Origin of the sequence: Pseudoalteromonas sp. NCCP-2140, from assembly GCF_023708065.1 — a bacterium.
In the GTDB taxonomy this organism is placed as follows: Bacteria; Pseudomonadota; Gammaproteobacteria; order Enterobacterales; family Alteromonadaceae; genus Pseudoalteromonas.
In genome coordinates this window covers 115,043-133,209 of sequence record NZ_BRCZ01000006.1, presented here as the reverse complement: position 1 = coordinate 133,209, position 18,167 = coordinate 115,043, and the positions used below count along the sequence as shown (strand labels likewise).

16 protein-coding genes are annotated in these 18,167 nt (G+C 41.3%); 10 read left to right on the top strand and 6 right to left on the bottom strand.

The window, feature by feature from the left end:
• Positions 1 to 18: 18 nt before the first annotated feature.
• Positions 19 to 1,038: an endonuclease/exonuclease/phosphatase family protein gene (locus NFU46_RS13565; protein ID WP_251602566.1), complete on the bottom strand. Its 1,020-nt coding sequence runs from the start codon at positions 1,036 to 1,038 to the stop codon at positions 19 to 21.
• Between the two features lie 8 nt (positions 1,039 to 1,046).
• Positions 1,047 to 1,421, bottom strand: coding sequence for an STAS/SEC14 domain-containing protein (locus NFU46_RS13560; protein ID WP_251602565.1), 375 nt, complete (start codon positions 1,419 to 1,421; stop codon positions 1,047 to 1,049).
• Positions 1,422 to 1,532: 111 nt separating this feature from the next.
• Between NFU46_RS13560 and yghU the strand changes: the two genes are divergently transcribed.
• From yghU to NFU46_RS13545, 3 genes are read left to right on the top strand one after another with little or no spacing between them, the layout of a single operon-like run.
• A complete protein-coding gene (yghU, locus tag NFU46_RS13555; protein ID WP_251602563.1) occupies positions 1,533 to 2,372 on the top strand; it encodes a glutathione-dependent disulfide-bond oxidoreductase in 840 nt (279 codons plus the stop codon).
• Positions 2,373 to 2,407: 35 nt separating this feature from the next.
• Positions 2,408 to 3,706: an MFS transporter gene (locus NFU46_RS13550; protein WP_251602562.1), complete on the top strand. Its 1,299-nt coding sequence runs from the start codon at positions 2,408 to 2,410 to the stop codon at positions 3,704 to 3,706.
• Positions 3,707 to 3,764: 58 nt separating this feature from the next.
• Positions 3,765 to 4,151, top strand: a complete 387-nt coding sequence (locus NFU46_RS13545) for a hypothetical protein (protein ID WP_054561969.1) — start codon at positions 3,765 to 3,767, stop codon at positions 4,149 to 4,151.
• A 60-nt stretch (positions 4,152 to 4,211) separates the two neighbouring features.
• On the opposite strand, the gene NFU46_RS13540 is transcribed toward NFU46_RS13545, so the two are convergent.
• Positions 4,212 to 6,134 carry a S9 family peptidase gene (locus NFU46_RS13540; RefSeq protein WP_251602560.1) on the bottom strand — a complete coding sequence of 641 codons (1,923 nt, stop codon included), beginning with the start codon at positions 6,132 to 6,134 and terminating at the stop codon, positions 4,212 to 4,214.
• A 188-nt stretch (positions 6,135 to 6,322) separates the two neighbouring features.
• Here NFU46_RS13540 and NFU46_RS13535 point away from each other — a divergent pair, with 188 nt between their 5' ends.
• From NFU46_RS13535 to NFU46_RS13515, 5 genes are all read left to right on the top strand, one after another.
• Entirely contained in the window at positions 6,323 to 6,922 is a 600-nt protein-coding gene (locus NFU46_RS13535) for an FMN-dependent NADH-azoreductase (protein WP_251602558.1), read from the top strand.
• A gap of 281 nt (positions 6,923 to 7,203) precedes the next feature.
• Positions 7,204 to 8,700 (top strand): cryptochrome/deoxyribodipyrimidine photo-lyase family protein, encoded by a 1,497-nt coding sequence (locus NFU46_RS13530; protein ID WP_251602556.1) that lies wholly within the window; start codon positions 7,204 to 7,206, stop codon positions 8,698 to 8,700.
• Positions 8,690 to 8,842: a DUF2256 domain-containing protein gene (locus tag NFU46_RS13525; protein WP_082401584.1), complete on the top strand. Its 153-nt coding sequence runs from the start codon at positions 8,690 to 8,692 to the stop codon at positions 8,840 to 8,842. Before NFU46_RS13530 ends, NFU46_RS13525 begins: the two co-directional genes overlap by 11 nt.
• An 89-nt stretch (positions 8,843 to 8,931) precedes the next feature.
• Positions 8,932 to 9,360, top strand: coding sequence for an OsmC family protein (locus NFU46_RS13520; protein ID WP_251602554.1), 429 nt, complete (start codon positions 8,932 to 8,934; stop codon positions 9,358 to 9,360).
• Positions 9,361 to 9,487: 127 nt separating this feature from the next.
• Complete coding sequence (locus NFU46_RS13515; RefSeq protein WP_251602552.1) at positions 9,488 to 10,282, top strand: putative porin; 795 nt, start codon at positions 9,488 to 9,490, stop codon at positions 10,280 to 10,282.
• A gap of 65 nt (positions 10,283 to 10,347) precedes the next feature.
• On the opposite strand, the gene NFU46_RS13510 is transcribed toward NFU46_RS13515, so the two are convergent.
• Positions 10,348 to 11,838 (bottom strand): dipeptidase, encoded by a 1,491-nt coding sequence (locus NFU46_RS13510; protein WP_251602550.1) that lies wholly within the window; start codon positions 11,836 to 11,838, stop codon positions 10,348 to 10,350.
• Between the two features lie 156 nt (positions 11,839 to 11,994).
• Between NFU46_RS13510 and NFU46_RS13505 the strand changes: the two genes are divergently transcribed.
• Positions 11,995 to 12,141, top strand: coding sequence for a DUF2986 domain-containing protein (locus NFU46_RS13505; RefSeq protein WP_064971746.1), 147 nt, complete (start codon positions 11,995 to 11,997; stop codon positions 12,139 to 12,141).
• A gap of 1,145 nt (positions 12,142 to 13,286) precedes the next feature.
• The gene (locus NFU46_RS13500) at positions 13,287 to 14,144 is read left to right on the top strand and encodes a GyrI-like domain-containing protein (RefSeq protein WP_251602548.1); all 858 of its coding nucleotides are present in this window, start codon (positions 13,287 to 13,289) and stop codon (positions 14,142 to 14,144) included.
• 730 nt (positions 14,145 to 14,874) lie between these two features.
• Here the strand turns inward: NFU46_RS13500 and NFU46_RS13495 are convergent.
• Both NFU46_RS13495 and NFU46_RS13490 read right to left on the bottom strand, forming a co-directional pair.
• A complete protein-coding gene (locus NFU46_RS13495) occupies positions 14,875 to 17,007 on the bottom strand; it encodes a TonB-dependent receptor (protein WP_251602546.1) in 2,133 nt (710 codons plus the stop codon).
• Positions 17,008 to 17,111: 104 nt separating this feature from the next.
• Positions 17,112 to 17,963 carry a universal stress protein gene (locus NFU46_RS13490; protein WP_105174682.1) on the bottom strand — a complete coding sequence of 284 codons (852 nt, stop codon included), beginning with the start codon at positions 17,961 to 17,963 and terminating at the stop codon, positions 17,112 to 17,114.
• Positions 17,964 to 18,167: the final 204 nt, after the last annotated feature.

Below are 18,167 nucleotides of genomic sequence, written 5' to 3'. Positions count from 1 at the left end.
GCTGAAAGCTATTAGCTTCTAGTCTCTTAACTTCATTGTCACCATCACAACGCCATGGTCGGTACTTTGATCATCATAGGCAAACTGGGGGTTGATCAAGTGCTGATCATAGGTGTGATAATCAACTACCTCAAAAAAGCTGCCCTGAAACCCGGCATCAAACTCTCGAGATAACAAAATATAATCAAATACTGAGCTGCTACTGCCAAAATAGTGGGTGGCTTCTCTGTCGTTCTCGGTGACAACATGGCGCTGATAGAGTTGCCAACTATCTTGTAGTTTGAACTCTGAACGAGATGGGCTATTTTGCCTATGACCGCTAAAACGAAGGTGGTCAGCGATTAAATGGTTAAGTACACCATCGTGTAACTCATTATTAAAGTCCCCCATCACAATCACAGGGTTATTGGTGTGCGCTCTACGCTTAATAATTTCAACGAGTAACAGCGCTGCTTCACTGCCACGCTGCATACTTGATGCCCAGCGCCCAAGGGCTTGCGATTTTAACTGCATAACTAAGTTTTGCTGTTCGCTGTGGCTTTCATCATCTTGGTGATGGAGCATGCTGCGCTTTGATTTAAAGTGCACTACATAGCAATCGACGTGTCCTAAGTGAGGTACTTCAAGTGTCGCGCGAATAATACTGCGGCTAAAGTTAAAATTATCGCTCAAGCCCATCGCTAAAATATCATCTTGCTCTGCCTCAATCTGACTGACAGCAACAACTTTATAGCGTGAGGCAATGGCCACAACCGGATCGCGATAAATAAAGTCATCAATCACCGTTGGCTCATCAACCACTGCAAAATAAGGGTAACCCTCTGCGTTAACTTGTTGTTTTAGTTCATTGATACTGAACACTTCTTGAAAGCCAATAATATCTGGCTGCTGATTTTTAAGGTAATCGGCCAACCAGCGCTGCTTTTTGGCCCACTGCTCAGCGCTGTAAATGCGCTGAAAATCATAAAATGCGTCAGGTGGCGCTAAATAATTATATAAATTAAACGTTGCTACCTTTAATTGACTGTTTTTTATCACTTAACTCCTTATTCGTGTAACCACTCAGTGGCAATGATCGGGTCTTCAAAGTATTTCACTTCGCCACTGATAAACCAGTTACCCACTTTGCTTGCCACTTGTTGCCAGTGTTTGCTACCAAGCACAGCTATACGGCAAAACTCTTTGTTATGTTTAAGGCCTAACTTAAAATCATCCCACGCCGCTTGTAACTCCCAGCCTTCTAACTCAGTAATATCAACATAGGCTCTTATTTTTGCACTCGGAACTGCTGCTACAGCATTATCTATAAGAGGAGTGAGAGTTTTATAATCCTCGTGGGTAAGCTTTCCGACTACTTTAATTGTGAGATAAAAAGTCGTGCCAGTTCGCTCAAGGCCAATGGCTAAACCATGCTTTTTCATGTCATCCTCCTTGTTATTCATAATTAATAACTGTACTTCCCTTGCTCTATCTGATCAACTAGGATGGTAATCTCGTAATGACATTCATTAAAGCACAATTTAGGAGTTTCAATGAGTAATACCGACAGTTATACGCCACCTAAAGTGTGGCAATGGGATGCAGAAAACGGTGGTGAATGGGCGAAGACTAATCGTCCGGTCTCAGGTGCAACCCACGAGCAAGACTTGCCCGTTGGTAAACATGACCTACAACTCTACTCGCTTGCGACACCAAACGGCCAAAAAGTCACTATCATGCTCGAAGAGCTATTAGAGCTTGGTATTGATGAAGCCGACTACGATGCATTTTTAATTAAAATTGGCGATGGTGACCAGTTCTCTTCAGGGTTTGTCAGTGTTAACCCTAATTCAAAAATCCCAGCCTTAATGGATCACAGTACAACGCCCGTTACTCGCGTGTTTGAGTCAGGTGCAATTTTACAATACCTGGCAGAAAAGTTTGACGCGCTGATCCCAAGCGATCACGCCAGTAAAACAGAATGTCGAAATTGGCTATTTTGGCAAATGGGCTCTGCCCCATACTTAGGTGGAGGCTTCGGTCATTTTTATAGTTATGCCCCTTTCAAGATGCAGTACCCAATTGATCGCTTCACCATGGAAGTAAAACGCCAGTTAGACGTATTAAACCGCCATTTAAGCGACCATGACTACATGGCTGGCAGCGAATATTCAATCGCCGATATCGCAATCTGGCCGTGGTATGGCAGCTTAGTACTTGGCAATTTATATGATGCGGCAGAGTTTTTAGATGTTGAGTCATATAGTCATGTGATGCGCTGGGCAAAACAAATTGAGCGCCGCCCTGCTGTAAAACGAGGTCGCAGAGTTAACAAAACATGGGGTGATGAAGTTGAGCAGCTAGCAGAGCGCCACTCTAAGGACGATTTTTAAGGGCTTAAATGCCCTTTTTCATAAAAATAAAAAATATGCAAAAGCTCAGCAAAGAAGACATCTACCAACGCCTCAGTAACACCGAGGATGCCCGTGCCTGCAAAGCGATTGATGAAGCCGCTTGTAAAGTGGTGCCCGGCAATTTTCTTACCCTATTAGTAAGCCAACTATTTAGTAAGTTTGCAGATGCCCTGTTAAACCCTAAAGTGACCTTGCCTTGGCTTTTACAGAGCATTAATGTACCAAGTAGTTTTATTGCTTGGCTTGTGCCTATTCGTGAGTCAGGCTCAATGTTGCCACAACTGGCCATCGCCAGTGCTATTCGTAGGCTCCCAGTTAGAAAGTGGGTTTGGGTGATTGGCGCAATTGTGCAGGCTTTATGTATTGTTGGTATGCTGATTTGTGCTTTAACACTCCAAGGTGCAACTGCTGGGTTTGCTATCATCGCGATTTTGATTGTCTTTAGCCTTGCCCGTGGCTTTAATTCCATTGCTGCAAAAGATGTATTAGGCAAGGTCATACCTAAACAACAACGAGGCAGCATTAGCGGTCTTGCTGCGAGTTTTGCCGGATTTGCAACGCTCACCTTTGGTCTTGGTTTATGGTATCTACAAAGCCTTGGCTATGAAAATGGGGTGTATGTTGCTTTAATGCTGGCTGCTTTAATGTGGCTGTTTGCAGCGCTCAGTTATAGCCGCATTCAAGAATACAAGGGCGCAACCGAGGGCGCTGAAAACGGCTTTTTGCATGCTTTATCAAAATTAAAACTGCTTTACCAAGATAAACAATTTGCTCACTTTATTATCACTCGTGCGTTGTTGCTATGTTCTGCTTTGAGCGCCCCGTTTTATATCGTTCTTGCTAGTGAACAGGCTTTCGACTTTTCACTACTTGCTACGTTTATGGCGCTTTCTGGGCTTGCCAGCTTAGTCTCTGCGCCAATTTGGGGGCGATTAAGTGATTTATCGAGCCGCAAAGTATTAGTATTTGCAGCAATGCTCGTCACCCTCAACGGTTTTGCCGTTTATTTAGTTGCTTACCTGAGACCACAAACGCTCAATGAGTTTTGGCTATTACCGCTCTGTTATTTTTTACTCACCGTAGCTCATCAAGGGGTTCGCCTTGGTCGTAAAACCTACCTTGTTGATATGGCTGAAGGAAACAAGCGCACTGACTATGTCTCTGTTAGTAATACGGTGATCGGAGTTATATTATTACTGCTAGGTAGCGTCGGCTTACTAAATACCTACTTAACGACTGCTGAGTTAATTTTTTTCTACAGTATCTTAGGCTTACTTGGTGCAATTAGTGCGTGGTTTTTACCCGATGCCTAGACCCTGCAGTAAAAAAAGCGCATAATCGCGCTGATTTTATTTCCAAAAAGGACTTACTATGAAAAAGGCAGCTCTTGCACTTCTTACGCTACTTACACTTTCTGCTTGTAGCACCAGTGTGCCTATTCGTAACTTTGACGCAAACCCTGTACCGCAAATGGCGTCTGGCCAACATGACCTTGAAAGTATCAAAACCAATATTTTAAAAGCATGTATGAAACTAGGCTGGACGTGTCGTTCAAATGCCGAAGGTCAAATCTTAGGTAAACTTGATATTCGTAAACACCAATTACGCGTTGATATTACGTTTAACGAGCAAGAATATTCTATTGATTACAAAGATTCGATAAACCTTGATTACAATGGCAAAAAAATCCACCGCCAATATATCAATTGGGTTACCAACTTAATGCGCAATATTGATGCTGAATTAGCTTATAAATAAAATTGACGCAAAATCAGGTATTAAAAAAGGCGACCTAAGTCGCCTTTTTCTTTGCTAATTCTAGTTTTTCAAGTTCTTATCGAAGAACTCTAAAAACGCTTTCAACGTTTTAATTCTATACGGCTGGTGCGATAAGTAATGGTCGCCATCTTCGAGCTCAATGTAAGTAACATCTTTGCCTTCGTCTTTAAGTTCATCATCCATTTCACGGCTATGATAAACAGGCACCACGTTATCATCAGAGCCATGAACCAATAGCACCGGACGATTAATTTGCTTTGCAAAATTAACAGGCGACACTTTTTCTAGTTTATCGCCATCAGTTCCAAATTGCTTACGCACAATTTCTTTATTAGTGAAATAACGCGCTTTACTAACAATACGCTCAAGATCAGTAACGCCAGCAAAGCTTGCTGCACATTTGAATGTTTCTGGGTGTTTAACCACTGCCATTAATGCAGCATAGCCACCATAACTTGCCCCGCCTATACAAATTTTATCTCCATTAGCGATACCTTCTTCAACAAGCCAATTCGCCGCATCTTGCAAGTCATCTTGCATTTCTTTACCAAAACCTTGAACTGCAGCCATCTCAAATTCATGGCCATAGCCACTTGAACCACGGAAGTTTGGTTGCAGTACTGCATAACCATTATAAGCAAGTAACGCAGTCCAATAGTCAAAACCAGCGTAATCACGAGCCATTGGCCCGCCATGAGGGAACACAATAGTGGGTAACTTATCACCTTCTTTGTAACCCACAGGTAAAGTTAAATACCCTTCAATAGTTAACCCATCACGAGCTTTATAACTAATTTTCTTTTTACCACTGTAAACAGTTTCATCAACATCTGGAAATGCCGAGGCAAATGCAGTTAATTCGTTAGAATCTCGGTCACCCAACATATAGGTACCAGGGATTTGCTCACCTGAAACGTAAACCACATATTGACGCTGTTCTTTACTAGTATCAATAATATCAATATCAAACTTATCTGCCGGCAATACAGCGCGTAAGCCATTATAAAGGTTGTTTAAATCTTCATCCCAGTAACGGATCCCCTCATCTAATTGAGAGTGCGTAAACCCTGCTACTTCACCTGTAAGAGATGAATAGAATATATGACCGTCGAAGTCATAGTTATCATCGCTGAACACTAACTCTTTTTTCATGGTCGTTAGGTTCATTTTATAAAGCGCATCATAACCATCTTTAAGAGCTTTGAAGTAAAGAATATTAGGGTCTTTATCGAAGCCCAAAACAGTCACTACATCAGGGCTAAATGCTTTATATTTGAATAACGTTTTACGGTTATCTCGATCTTCGTCATAAAGAATATATTCAAATTCGTCTTCATCCATTTTTAGGGCAATACGCACATTACCTTGGCGGTCTGCTGTCCAATCAATCACTTTACTACGTGAGCGCTGAATTTTTTTCTTACGAAGTGTACTTAAATCAAGTTCATACACGCCAGGGGCATTGGCAACATCAAAATCACCTTGAACTAAAATTTTATCTTTTTTATCGGGTAAAAAGCTGATGACCTGATCACCAAATTGCGGTTGGCGTTCATCACGATTAAAGTTAGGCTTTATAGCCAGTTTCGCCTTGCCATCACCACCAATTTTATATGCATATAAACGGGTAGAGGTATATTTAGGGCCGCCAAATTGGCGTTGAATATAGCGGGCACCTAAAAGTAGTACCTCATCATTTGCCCATTCATACCAATCGAAGAAAATAGTGTGATTATCTGAACGAATAATAGAATCAGCTTCTTTAGTTTTACGGTTATAAACCATTAAAACCAGCTCACCATTTACATTTCGAATAAACGATAAATTTTTACCATTTGGCGAAAATTTTACTTGGCTAAAAGCGCGTAAAGAGGCGAATGATTCTACAGGGAGTTGTGTGTTTTCAGCAGCACGAGGCATTAAGCTCAGCACTGCAAAAAGAGTAAGCAGTAAGTACTTCATAATAAAGTCCATTTCTTTTTTATTGTCGCGGCAATAGTAACATTAAATTACAAAAAAAGACTAATTCAAAAAAATTAGACACCTCTTCCATTCGTTTAAAACGAACGTAATACTCGATTAATAGCATTATTAATTTAATTTTTGCTAATTATAATAGCTGCACAACTTCAGTTTTCTTAGGTGACATGATGAAAAAAGTACTTGTGTTAAATTCATCTTTAAATGGTGAACAAGGTAATTCAACCAAGCTTAACCAACTATTTGTTGAGCAGCTTGCTAACAACCAACAAATTTCAGTAACAACTCGCGATTTAAGCGACAATGCGATTGCTCACTTAACGCAGACAGAAATGGCTGCTTGGATGACTGATGCAAACGAACGTAGCGATGAGCAAAAGCTACTTGCTGCAATTTCTGACGATTTAATTGCTGAACTTAACGATAACGAACTGATTGTTATTGGTATGCCAATGTATAACTTTGGTATTCCATCAACATTCAAAGCTTGGATTGATCGTATTGCTCGTGCTGGTATTACATTTAAATACACAGAGCAAGGCGCTGTAGGTTTAATTAAAGACAAAAAAGTAGTGGTACTTGCTGCGCGTGGTGGTGTATATCAAGGCACCGACATGGATACACAAACTAAATACTTAAAAGATGTACTTGGTTTTGTGGGTATGACAGATGTTAACTTTATTTACGCTGAAGGCCTTGCAATGCCAGGTGCAGAGCAAAGCTTAGAAGCAGCACAAAACGAAATAAAGGCTTTCACCGCGTCACTTTAATATGTGATTAATAAAGCTAGATATAAAAAAGCGGTCATCATGACCGCTTTGTGATTTACGCTGTGACCGATAACAGCGAATCACCTTCAGATAAACCAAACTTTTCTTGCACAGAGGCTAGAATCGCTTCTTTATCTTCTTCTCCCAGTTGATCTGAATACCATCCAAAAGTGTGTGGGCAATATGCTACAAATGTGGAAACTTTGTGGATTGCTTTAGTAATTAATCTAAGTTGTGACTTGCTACGTATAACCACCAAAGCAATTTTCAACTCCACGTTTATGGCAGGCTCAAAAAAACAAAAAGTAAATCTTGTTTGGTTTAAACGTGACCTAAGACTATCTGATCATCAGCCACTTGCCAGTGCAATTACATCAGAGCTGCCTTGCTTACTTATTTACAACTTTGAGCCCCTATTACTCGAAGACCCCCATTACAGCTTTAGGCACTGGCGTTTTGTTGCTCAGTCACTTAAAGACATCAACCAACAGCTCGAAAAATATAACGCTGAAATCGCCATTTATAATCAAGAAATGATTACCTTGTTAGAAACCCTTAGTGAAGATTTTGATATTGCAGGGGTTTATAGTCATGAAGAAATAGGTCTTTACAATACCTTTGAGCGAGATAAACAGATCAAACGCTGGCTAAACAGTAAAGTAATTCCATGGCACGAAACGCCACTTGGAGGTGTAAAACGAGCGCGACCTAAACAGTTTGATTGGCAAACACATTGGCATGGTGTGATGAACCAACGTCTTGTAACGCCAAATTGGCAAGCATTTAATGCAGTTCTGCCTAATAATTACCAAGCAGCGACCTGTATTGATGATTTTCTAGAGTACGACCCGCAGTTTCAATATGGTGGCCCTCATGCAGCCAGAGCTTGCCTACAGAACTTTGTAGAAGAACGAGCAATGAACTACCAAAGTGGCATTTCAAGCCCATCAAAAAGTAGAGATTCATGCTCTAGGCTTTCGCCTTACTTAGCCTTTGGCAACCTGAGCCTCAGACAAGTTTATCAAACTCTAAAATACTATTTAGCAAAGCAGCCTTTAAGCTGGCGTCGCTCATTATATGCTTTCGAGTCAAGGCTTCACTGGCATTGCCATTTTATGCAAAAATTCGAAACTCAATGCAGCATGGAGTTTGCACCGCAAAATGCGGGCTACAAGCACTACCCTTATCGTGATGATGAACATGTTGCTGAGCACCTAAAGCGCTTTGAGCAAGGTCAAACAGGCATTCCCATTATTGATGCGTGCATGCGCTGCCTAGCAGCAACGGGTTACATTAATTTTCGAATGCGCGCTATGTTAGTCAGCTTTATGACTCATCATATGAACATTCATTGGCAATCAGTCAGCTTTATTTTATCGCGTTATTTTTTAGATTTTGAGCCTGGTATTCACTACCCACAAATCCAAATGCAAGCATCTGTCACAGGAACCAACACGATTCGTTTGTATAACCCAATAAAGCAATCTGAAGATAAAGACCCAGAGGGCATATTTATTAAAACATGGTGCCCTGAGCTTAAAAACTTACCCATAGAAGATCTCCACCAGCCATGGCAACAGCCGCCAATGGAGGCCTTATTTAATAACTTTAAACTCGGCGAAGACTACCCTGAGCCTATGGTAGATATTGAACATGCAGCCAAACAAGCACGTGAGCGATTATGGTCATTTCGAGAACGTGATGATGTAAAGCGTGGCACAAAAGCCGTACTGAATAAGCATGTGATAAGCCTTAAAAGACAACGACATGGCTCATAAAAAGCTTAATTTACCCAGCAAAACCTGCCCCGTTTGCGACAGGCCATTTATGTGGCGTAAAAAATGGCAACGTGACTGGGAGCATGTTAAATACTGCTCAGAACGTTGCAAGCGTGAAGCAAAAAGAAATATTGGCGTTTAAGTTGCACTTATATCGTTAACTCACAGTTTTCGGCACAAAACCCTGAAAGCCTTTCACGGTCGCCGAAAAAATTTACAAAGGAGATGACGATGACGATTAAAAAATCTGCACATACGAGTTGGTCTGGTGATATTAAATCTGGCAAAGGCTTTATTTCTAGTCAAAGTGGCGCGCTTGAGAAACAGCCATTTGGCTTTAACACTCGCTTTGAAGATAAACCGGGCACTAACCCCGAAGAGCTGGTTGCAGCGGCACACAGTAGCTGTTTTAGCATGGCGCTATCGCTTGCACTAACTGAAGCAGGCTTTGTCGCTGACGACATAACGACCAAAGCAACAGTGAGCCTTGATGAAGTTGATAACGGCTTCGAAGTGAGCCACATTGCACTTGATGTTAGTGCAAAGATAAAAGAAATTTCGAGCGAAAAGTTTGAGCAACTTTGTGAGCAAACCAAGCAAGGCTGCCCTATTTCTAAATTGATGAATGCCGAAATATCACTTACCACAACGCTTAATTAAGCTTTATAGGCCAAGCGCTGCTTGGCCTTTTCACAAACTTACAGACCCACAACACTTTATTACAATGTAAATTCCTGCTTGTTGTATTATCTTTATGAAACAAAAACCAAATACAACAAGGATATGTATGTTTAAACAACTAGCCCCTATTGCTCTTGCAACACTTGCTTATTCAAGCTATTCAACAGCCGCAACAGAGCAACAGGTGAGTAAACAGTGGTTCAATACCATCAATTATACTCACGTAGATCATGACAGATATGGCTTTAATGGCTACCAATTAGCAAGCCATTATTACTTTGAAGAGCAGCAGAGCTCTGGTGTGCTCGATGATTATGGCTACCTAGATACAGATTCGAACATCCTAGTCAATTACTCAGGAGGAGATTATTACAATGATATTGGTTTATTTGGCGAGTATTTTTTAAATAACTGGTTTGCTGTAGCCGATATAAGGGATGTGAGGGATTTAGACAATTACAATCTAGGTATAGGCTACTTATTTGCCGATGCCTTAAAAGTTTCTGTAAATAGGGATGTGCGTGAATATGGTGATGATTATTTCCGCTTAAAAGCGCAGTATAACCTCCAAATAAACGATAAGGATTACCTCGGTTTTAGCGCAGAAACAGATGATGAACTTGACGTTTGGAATGTCTCGGCCAGATACTTTAATCATTTAAGCGGCAGCCATTACATTACCGTTGATGTTGGCCACCAAGACAGTCTTAATAATTCAGCAAGTAATGCCATGATCAGCTATTACTTTGGCGAACACTATGCCATAGGCGCAGGTTTGGATGATTCTGAACTCGTTTTAGAAGGCAAGTACTTTATTAATGATAAATACTATTTAACCGCTAATTACACTGAAAGCGGCTCTGCTGAACTTTATAACCTTAAATTTGTTGCCCAGTTTTAAACTGATATGAGCCAACAGCTTTAAACAAAAACGCCACTATAAAGTGGCGTTTTCAGTTTATAGAATTACATATTTCCTAGCTTAATCATCATTGCAGTGTACATTTTTAAGTTCAGTGCTAACTGCTCTTCTGTAATAAACTCATGCTCTGAGTGGCCTGTGTACTTTTTACCTGGCATTGATGGACCAAATGACACCGCATTATCAAATAACTTAGCATTTGTGCCACCACCAATTGACACAAAGCCCGCGTCTTTATCGCCGGTAAAGTGCTTAAAGATATCGAGTAAGGCTTCTGCATGAGGCGCACCATCTAACAGCATTGGCGTACCAATCACAACTTTAGTGTCTTTTAACGTAACACCATTAGTAGTTTGCCAAGCGCTAAGCGCTTCATTAATTTGCTGCTTAAGCACCGCTTCTTGTTTTCCTACCGGACGACGCATATTAATCGACAATTTAATCTCGTTACCATCGCGGCTTAATAAGGTTGGCGAAACAGTCATCGGGCCCATAAAGTCATGCTTGTAACCAATTTCACCAAATTGTGCGCCGTATAAATCAAGACCAATTAGCTGATTGATAAACTCAATTGCTTGACCATCGCTATTGTTCTCAAGGTCGATGTCTTTAAAGATTTCTGCAAGGTGCGCAATGGCATTTTCACCCGCTTCTGGCTCAGATGAATGCGCTGAAATCCCCTTCACTTGTACTAACAAGCCATTTGTTTGCTCTGTCATCGCCACTTTGACGTTTTTGAGCTTAGCGACATTATCGTGCAATTTAGCCACAGTTGCCGCATCAGCGTTATGTACTAACACACTGGCATCTTCAGGGATTTGGCTAACAAAGGCGCCGCCTTTTAAGTCACTAACATATAAGCCTGTTTGTGCAGAGGTCGCTGAGAAAGTCGGGGCAATTAAGCTCCAGCCTTTTTCTGCAACAACCACAGGGTATGAAGCATCAATAGTGACTGCGTATTTTGGTTGCTGATAGGTTTTCATGAACTCTTCGAGTGGTGCCCAGTCAGACTCTTCTGCAAGGTAAACCATTAATTCAATACGGTTATTTAATGTAATACCCTTGTCTTTAATCGCCTTCATTGCATGCAATGCTGTCGCAATTGCACCTTTATCATCTTCTGTACCACGTGCAATTAGCTTTCCTGGCTCAGAGGTTTTATCCATTTCAAATGGACTTTGCTGCCATTTACTGGCATCGGCTGGTTGCACATCACCATGGGTTACTATGGTTACTTTGTCAGCTTGGTTCCCCATGCCAATTAACACTGTGTAGCCTAAATCTTGATAATCAAAACCAAACTGCGCCGCTTTCATTTTTAAGAACGACTTAAAGCCAATGAAATCTGGGTTATCAGGAGTCGCTAGACCTTCTTTATTTACCGTTGGATACGAAACTAAATTCTCTAAGGTATGAATTTGCGCTTGTTGATATTGCTCTACCGCGTAGTTAGCCAGCTTTTCACTTTGCTCAGACACAGCAGCCTGACTAGAGAAAGCACTTAATAAAAATGCAGCAAGTAATGAATGTTTCAAGATAAGCTCCAGAGTTTAAGAAGGTTTTTAGAAAGTCGCCTTGATTGTAACGCTTATAACGCCGACATAACATCTCTAATTCAAGCAAAATAGATCGCTTAAAAATACCAACAAGGTACAATAGCCACTCACCCTATTAATTCGTTTGTTAGACTCATGAACCGCAGAAAAAAGATCTTCACTAAACTTAAGCAAAAAGATAAGCGTGCCAATGCAAAATTGCATAAAAGCAATAAACCGGCCTACATCTCAAAGGCAGAACGCGAAAAGTTAGCACAGCAAGAAGCTGAGCAGGAAAGTTAAAATACCTAGCGGTCAGCGGTAAGGTTGTAGGCGCGATTTTACATCGCGCAACACTTCTATGATTCACAAAGAGGATAAGAGACGCTTCGCTTTAGAGAAAACAAAAAGTAATCTATTGTTTTTCATCACTTTCTTCTCATTCTATTCTCTTTATGTAAAAGACAATTTGAACCACAGAGTACACCGAGGCGCTTCGCGCTACACAGAGAAAACAATATTTACAAAGAGTGGCCTCTCCTTATCTTCCTCTGTGCTCTCTGTGCTCTCTGTGTCCTCTGTGGTTAGAAAAAAGATCTTTAACTCACAAAGAGGATAAGAGACGCTGCGCTTTAGAGCAAAACAAAAGTAATCTATTGTTTTTCATAACTTTCTTCTCATTCCATTCTCTTTATGTAAAAGACAGTTTGAACCACAGAGTACACCGAGGCGCTTCGCGCTGCACAGAGAAAATAATATTAACAAATAGATTATGGTCTCTCCTTCTCTTCCTCTGTGCTCTCTTTGTCCTCTGTGGTTAGAAAAAAAATCTTTAACTCACAAAGAGGATAAGAGACGCTGCGCTTTAGAGCAAAACAACAAGTAATTTATTGCTTTCCCTCATTGTCTTCTCATTCTGTTCTCTTTGTGAAAAGACAATTTGAACCACAGAGAACACCGAGGCGCTTCGCGCTGCACAGAGAAACATTAAAATCACAAAGAGGATAATAGACGCTTCGCTTTAGAGCAAAACAACAAGTAATTTATTGTTTTCCCTCATTTTCTTCTTATTCTATTCTCTTTGTGAAAAGGACAATTTGAACCACAGAGCACACCGAGGCGCTTCGCGCTACACAGAGAAAACAATATTTACAAAGACGATTATGGTCTCTCCTTCTCTTCCTCTGTGTTCTCTGTGACCTCTGTGGTTAGAAAAAGATCTTTAACTCACAAAGAGTGATAAGAGGTGCTGCGCTTTAGAGGAAAACCAAAAGTATTTACTTAACTATCCCAAACTGATTTTTTCTAGAAACTTCGAACACTTTCTATGACTTAAAAGCAGCTGCTACAATTCGTGAATGTTAAGCAAAATGCGCAATTTCAATCAGGTAACGACTTAGGGGCCATGGCAAACTGGCCCCACTTCTGAAAAGCATTAACGAGTAACCATGAAAACGAAGCAACAACAACGCATTGAGCTAGTATGTGACTACATTAGCCAGCATCTTGATGAACCTTTATCACTGGAGACACTCAGTGAGGTGGCATGTTGTTCGAAGTATCATTTTCATCGTTTATTTGTCGCTGGAGTTGGCCTAAGTGTTACCAAATATGCGCAGCTTGCGTGCTTAAAGCGTGCCTCATTTCGACTTGCATTTGAGCATCAACTTAAAATTATTGATGTTGCATTAGAAGCGCAATTTGATAGCCCAGAAGCATTTAGTCGTGCTTTTAAGCGCACCTTTACACAGTCGCCAAGCGAATTCAGAAGCAAACCAAACTGGCCTAATTGGCACTCACAGTTTGAATTTTCATTACCTGACAAAAAGGTTTGCCCTATGAATGTAAACATTGTTGATTTTAAAACACAGCCGGTGGCTTTATTAACCCACCAAGGCGCAGCTAATACCCTGATGAATACCGCTGCACAATTTATTGAGTGGCGCAAAGAATCAGGCTTTTCACCTGTTAAAACCAGTAACACGTATGGGATCCCGTATAGCGATCCGGCCACCACTGAAGACCATGCGTTTCGTTTTGACTTCGCAGGCAGTATCACCTCACCGATTACTGAAAACCCGCAAGGTGTGCGAAATGGTGAAATTCCAGCAGGACGCTGCGCCGTTGTTCGTCATAATGGCTCTCATGACACCATTAGCGATACAGTTTACTACTTATACCGTGAATGGCTGGTGCAAAGCGGCGAAGAAGTCAGAGACTTCCCTTGCTTCTTTCATTACCTCAACCTCATCCATGAAGTTGATGAATGTGACCTGCAAACGGATATATATTTGCCGATAAAATGATTGCGAGTTTCGAGGCAAAGATTGTAGGCGCGATTTTACATCGCGCAATACTTCTATGATTCACAAAGAGGATAAGAGACGCTTCGCTTTAGAGAAAACATTTTGAAAAAGACAATTTGAACCACAGAGTACACCGAGGCGCTTCGCGCTACACAGAGAAAATAATATTAACAAAGAGTTTATGGTCTCTTCCTCTGTGCTCTCTATGTCCTCTGTGGTTAGAAAAAAGATCTTTAACTCACAAAGAGGATATGAGGCGCTGCGCTTTAGAGCAAAACAACAAGTAATTTATTGTTTTCCCTCATTGTCTTCTCATTCTTTTCTCTTTGTGCAATTTTTTTAACGCGAAATAAATTTCACGCCTATGTCAAAGACATTTATTTGCACAAAGAGGATATGAGGCGCTGCGCTTTAGAGTTAAACAACAAGTAATCTATTGTTATTCCTCATTGTCTTCTCATTCTGTTCTCTTTGTGCAATTTGTTTTAACGCGAAATAAATTTCACGCCTACAACAGCTTATTTCACATTTGTATCAAGCACGTGACCTGACTCGCTAACTTTACTCTCGTAACTAGAAGCTCTGGTTTTAATCTGAAAGCTGAAAGCTCGTCATTTTCTTTGTGAAGATATTTCGGCACCAAAAACCTCCTACGAGCTAGGCCTTTGGTAAAGGCCTATAAGCAACACCGTTCAGCTTCAAACTGACAGCTGAAAGCTGATAGCTTTCTCTAAAACCTATAACTCACACTGGCATTATACGAGCGCCCTTGCCCTGCAAGTTGCTCAAAACCATTGCTCATATCTTGCTTGTAATTAGCAATGCTTACACCGCCAAGTGGCTGTTGGTAATATTCATCAAGTAAGTTGGTAATTGCTAACTTAAAGGTTAAATTTTGCCACGTTTTCTGACTTGATATAGCCAGTAACTGATAGCTGTCGGTTTGGTTTTCTAAACGGCGCTCATCAACATAGGTTTTACTATCAACCCACTGCCAGCTCAGTGCGTTTTGCCAGCCTTTGTATTCGTGCTCTAGGCTCAGCTCAGTGTGTAGTGGCATAATTTGATATAAGTCTTCATTGCTATCATCACGTTCGCCATGAATACTGGTTAGTGAGCCTTTTAATTGCCACTTTCCTGCTTGCTTTGTGTTGTAAAGTTCAATTAAGCCTGCCAGTTTTGCACCGTAAAGTGTCGCATCTAGGTTGGTGAATGTAAGAATATTACGCTTAGTATGCGCCATGTCGGTGCGATTAAAGCTCTTAGTCACTTCAGCATCAATATAATCATTTACTTGCGTGTACCAAACATTTGCCGTTACTTGCCAGCTGTCGTCTTTGGCTAATTTGGTGTAGCTAGAGCTCAATGTGTGAGCTGTTTCGGCTTCTAAATCTGGGTTACCAATATAACCATTACCATCACCAAACCAACCAATCATGGTGGTTGCCATCGTGCCTACACCCCAGCTGTAACGCTCATATAAATTAGGTGCACGGTTTTTACGAGCTAAACCAAATTGCAGCTCATCGTTATTCGATAATTGATAGCGAGCAAGTAAGCTAATATCAACTAAGGTGTCGTCACGTTTACGGTCTAATTGGTTAAATTCCATCGCAGCTTGGGCGTCGGTTTTTGACATATCCATCATTGAGCCCATATTAGCCATACCGCTCATGCCACCTTCGTTATAAGCCTGCACTTCGCCAGTATCTGTGGTGACTTGCTCAACTCGAACACCTGCCGACACCCACCATGCTTGATTTACTTGGTTTTGGTACTCAGCAAATGCCGCAAGGCGGTCACGTTTGCCATCGTTAATGTTTACGTATTCATTTGGGCCCATCATCATTGACCCTGCAACCGCCGGCCACCAATCATCAATTCGATAACCGTAGTATTCTTGCCCTAGCATTAATGATGACTGTTTTGATAAATCAGTGCGCCAATGAACTTGATAACTGTAATCTTGTGCATCGGTATTCATTGGCATCATGCCGGTTTTCTCATTACTGAAAAAACCCATTTCGTGTTTTACATCATGCGCATTCACTTGCACCTGCAAATCACCATTTTCAAGCTCACGTTGATACTGAGCAACAAAACCATAGCTGGTGTTATCGGTCATATCCATGTATTGATTTGCAAAGCCTTGATAAGGAATTTTTTGATGCGTCAGTTTAACTACAAGCTGTTGTTTCTCATCACGAACAGCACCCGTTAAGGCATGATTTTGCACTCGATATAAGGTATCAAGTACACGCTCACCATGCCCATCATCATAGCTGTTCGCATCTTCAAAGCTGCCTTGGTAAGACAAGCTAAACTGTTTGCTCGCAAGGCTGGCACCTAGCGCGTATGCTTGGCTATCGATAACGCTTTTGTACTGGGCGGTAACATAGCCCGCGCGCCAGTTCACTGAGTCTGAATCACTAAATTCAGGGGCAATCGTATTTACCCTAATAACACCGGCAATATTATCCCCGCCACTGCTCACCGGTGATACACCAGCAACGACACTGTAAGAGGCAATTTGGTTTGCCGACACATATGAGAGTGGCGGATTCATTTGGTTAGCACACGCTGCTGTAACATCAGCACCATCAACTAAAACTTTAACTCTATCGCCCATCATGCCGTTCATCACCGGCAAGTTAGACACCCCTCCGGCCGCTGAAAAATCAACACCTAAATCTTTCAGTAACGCGCCTGCAGAGCCAACTAATTGATGGTTATTTTGGGCATGACCTTGTACTTCTATCACTTCAATAGAATCATCAGCAAAGGCCGAAATACTTAATACACAGCTAAGTGCTGCAGCAATTTTAGAAAATAAAAAACCAGGGCGAGAAGATTGCGTGTTCATAACTCTTTTAAAATCAAAGCAAATAATTAATGACGCTGATTATAAAACTCATTAATTAGTCTGAACACGTGACATATTGTCGCACCCTGTCACAGGTAAATAACTTAGCGCAACACCACTAAAGGAATACGGCTATCTTCAAGCATTTTTAAGGTCGTGCTGCCTAAAAAGAATTGTCGCCATTTAGAGTGACCAAATGCGCCCATCACCATTAAGTCAACGGCGTGGTCACTTTTATATCGCCACAGCGCTTGGTAAACATCGCCATCGAGCATGCGCGCTCTCACATTAAAGCCATTTTCTGCCAGCCTTGCTGAGGCAGTATCGAGTTTGTCTTGGCAGTGACCGTCTTGTTTATCAACCATCACCAAGTGGCAATCTAAGCCGGATAAAATACCGCCCTTGATAATTTGTGTAATCGCTTTGTCGGTACTTTCGCTGCCATCATAAGCCAGCATAAAGTTTGTGGGCTCATGAAATTGCGGCGGCACAATAGCAACCGGGGTATGCACCTGACGGATCAGCGTTTCAATATGTGAGCCCAGTACTTTAAAATCATCATAATGACCTTTACCAGAGCGGCCAATAATCATCACGCGGGCATTGTCTTCATGTTCAAGTAAAGCATCAACAAGACTCATTGAAAGCTGCTGTTGCTCAATCTCGGTTAGGCCTGCATGCTCGGCTTTTTTCATTGCTTCATCTAGCAATAATTGACCGTGCTGCGACGCTACTTTGTTGCGCTCTTGTTCAAGTTTTGCCAATTGCTCTAACAATGAGGTTTGCGAACCTAAACCAATAATTGCGGTTAAATCATCACTGCCCTGTGGCAAAGGTGGCTCTAATGCATGCAGAAAATTAATTGGATGGCTGGAGCGCTTAGAAATCCAAATAGCCGCTTCTGTCACCGCATCGGTCATGCATGAACCGTCGATACAAGCAAATATCTTTTTCATTACACTCTCCTTCAAACCAATTTAATTAACCAAGTATAGTTGGCTTTTTCTCTGTATTTATTTTGAACAGCAAAGACTTAAGAAGTTCAGGTTATTTTCTTATAGCAAACAAATATAGAACGTTCCAAAAAGTACTGTATCAACCCCGTTAATTTGTATTACAATAGCGCTGGGCACACATCTCTACTCCAGAACAAAGTATTT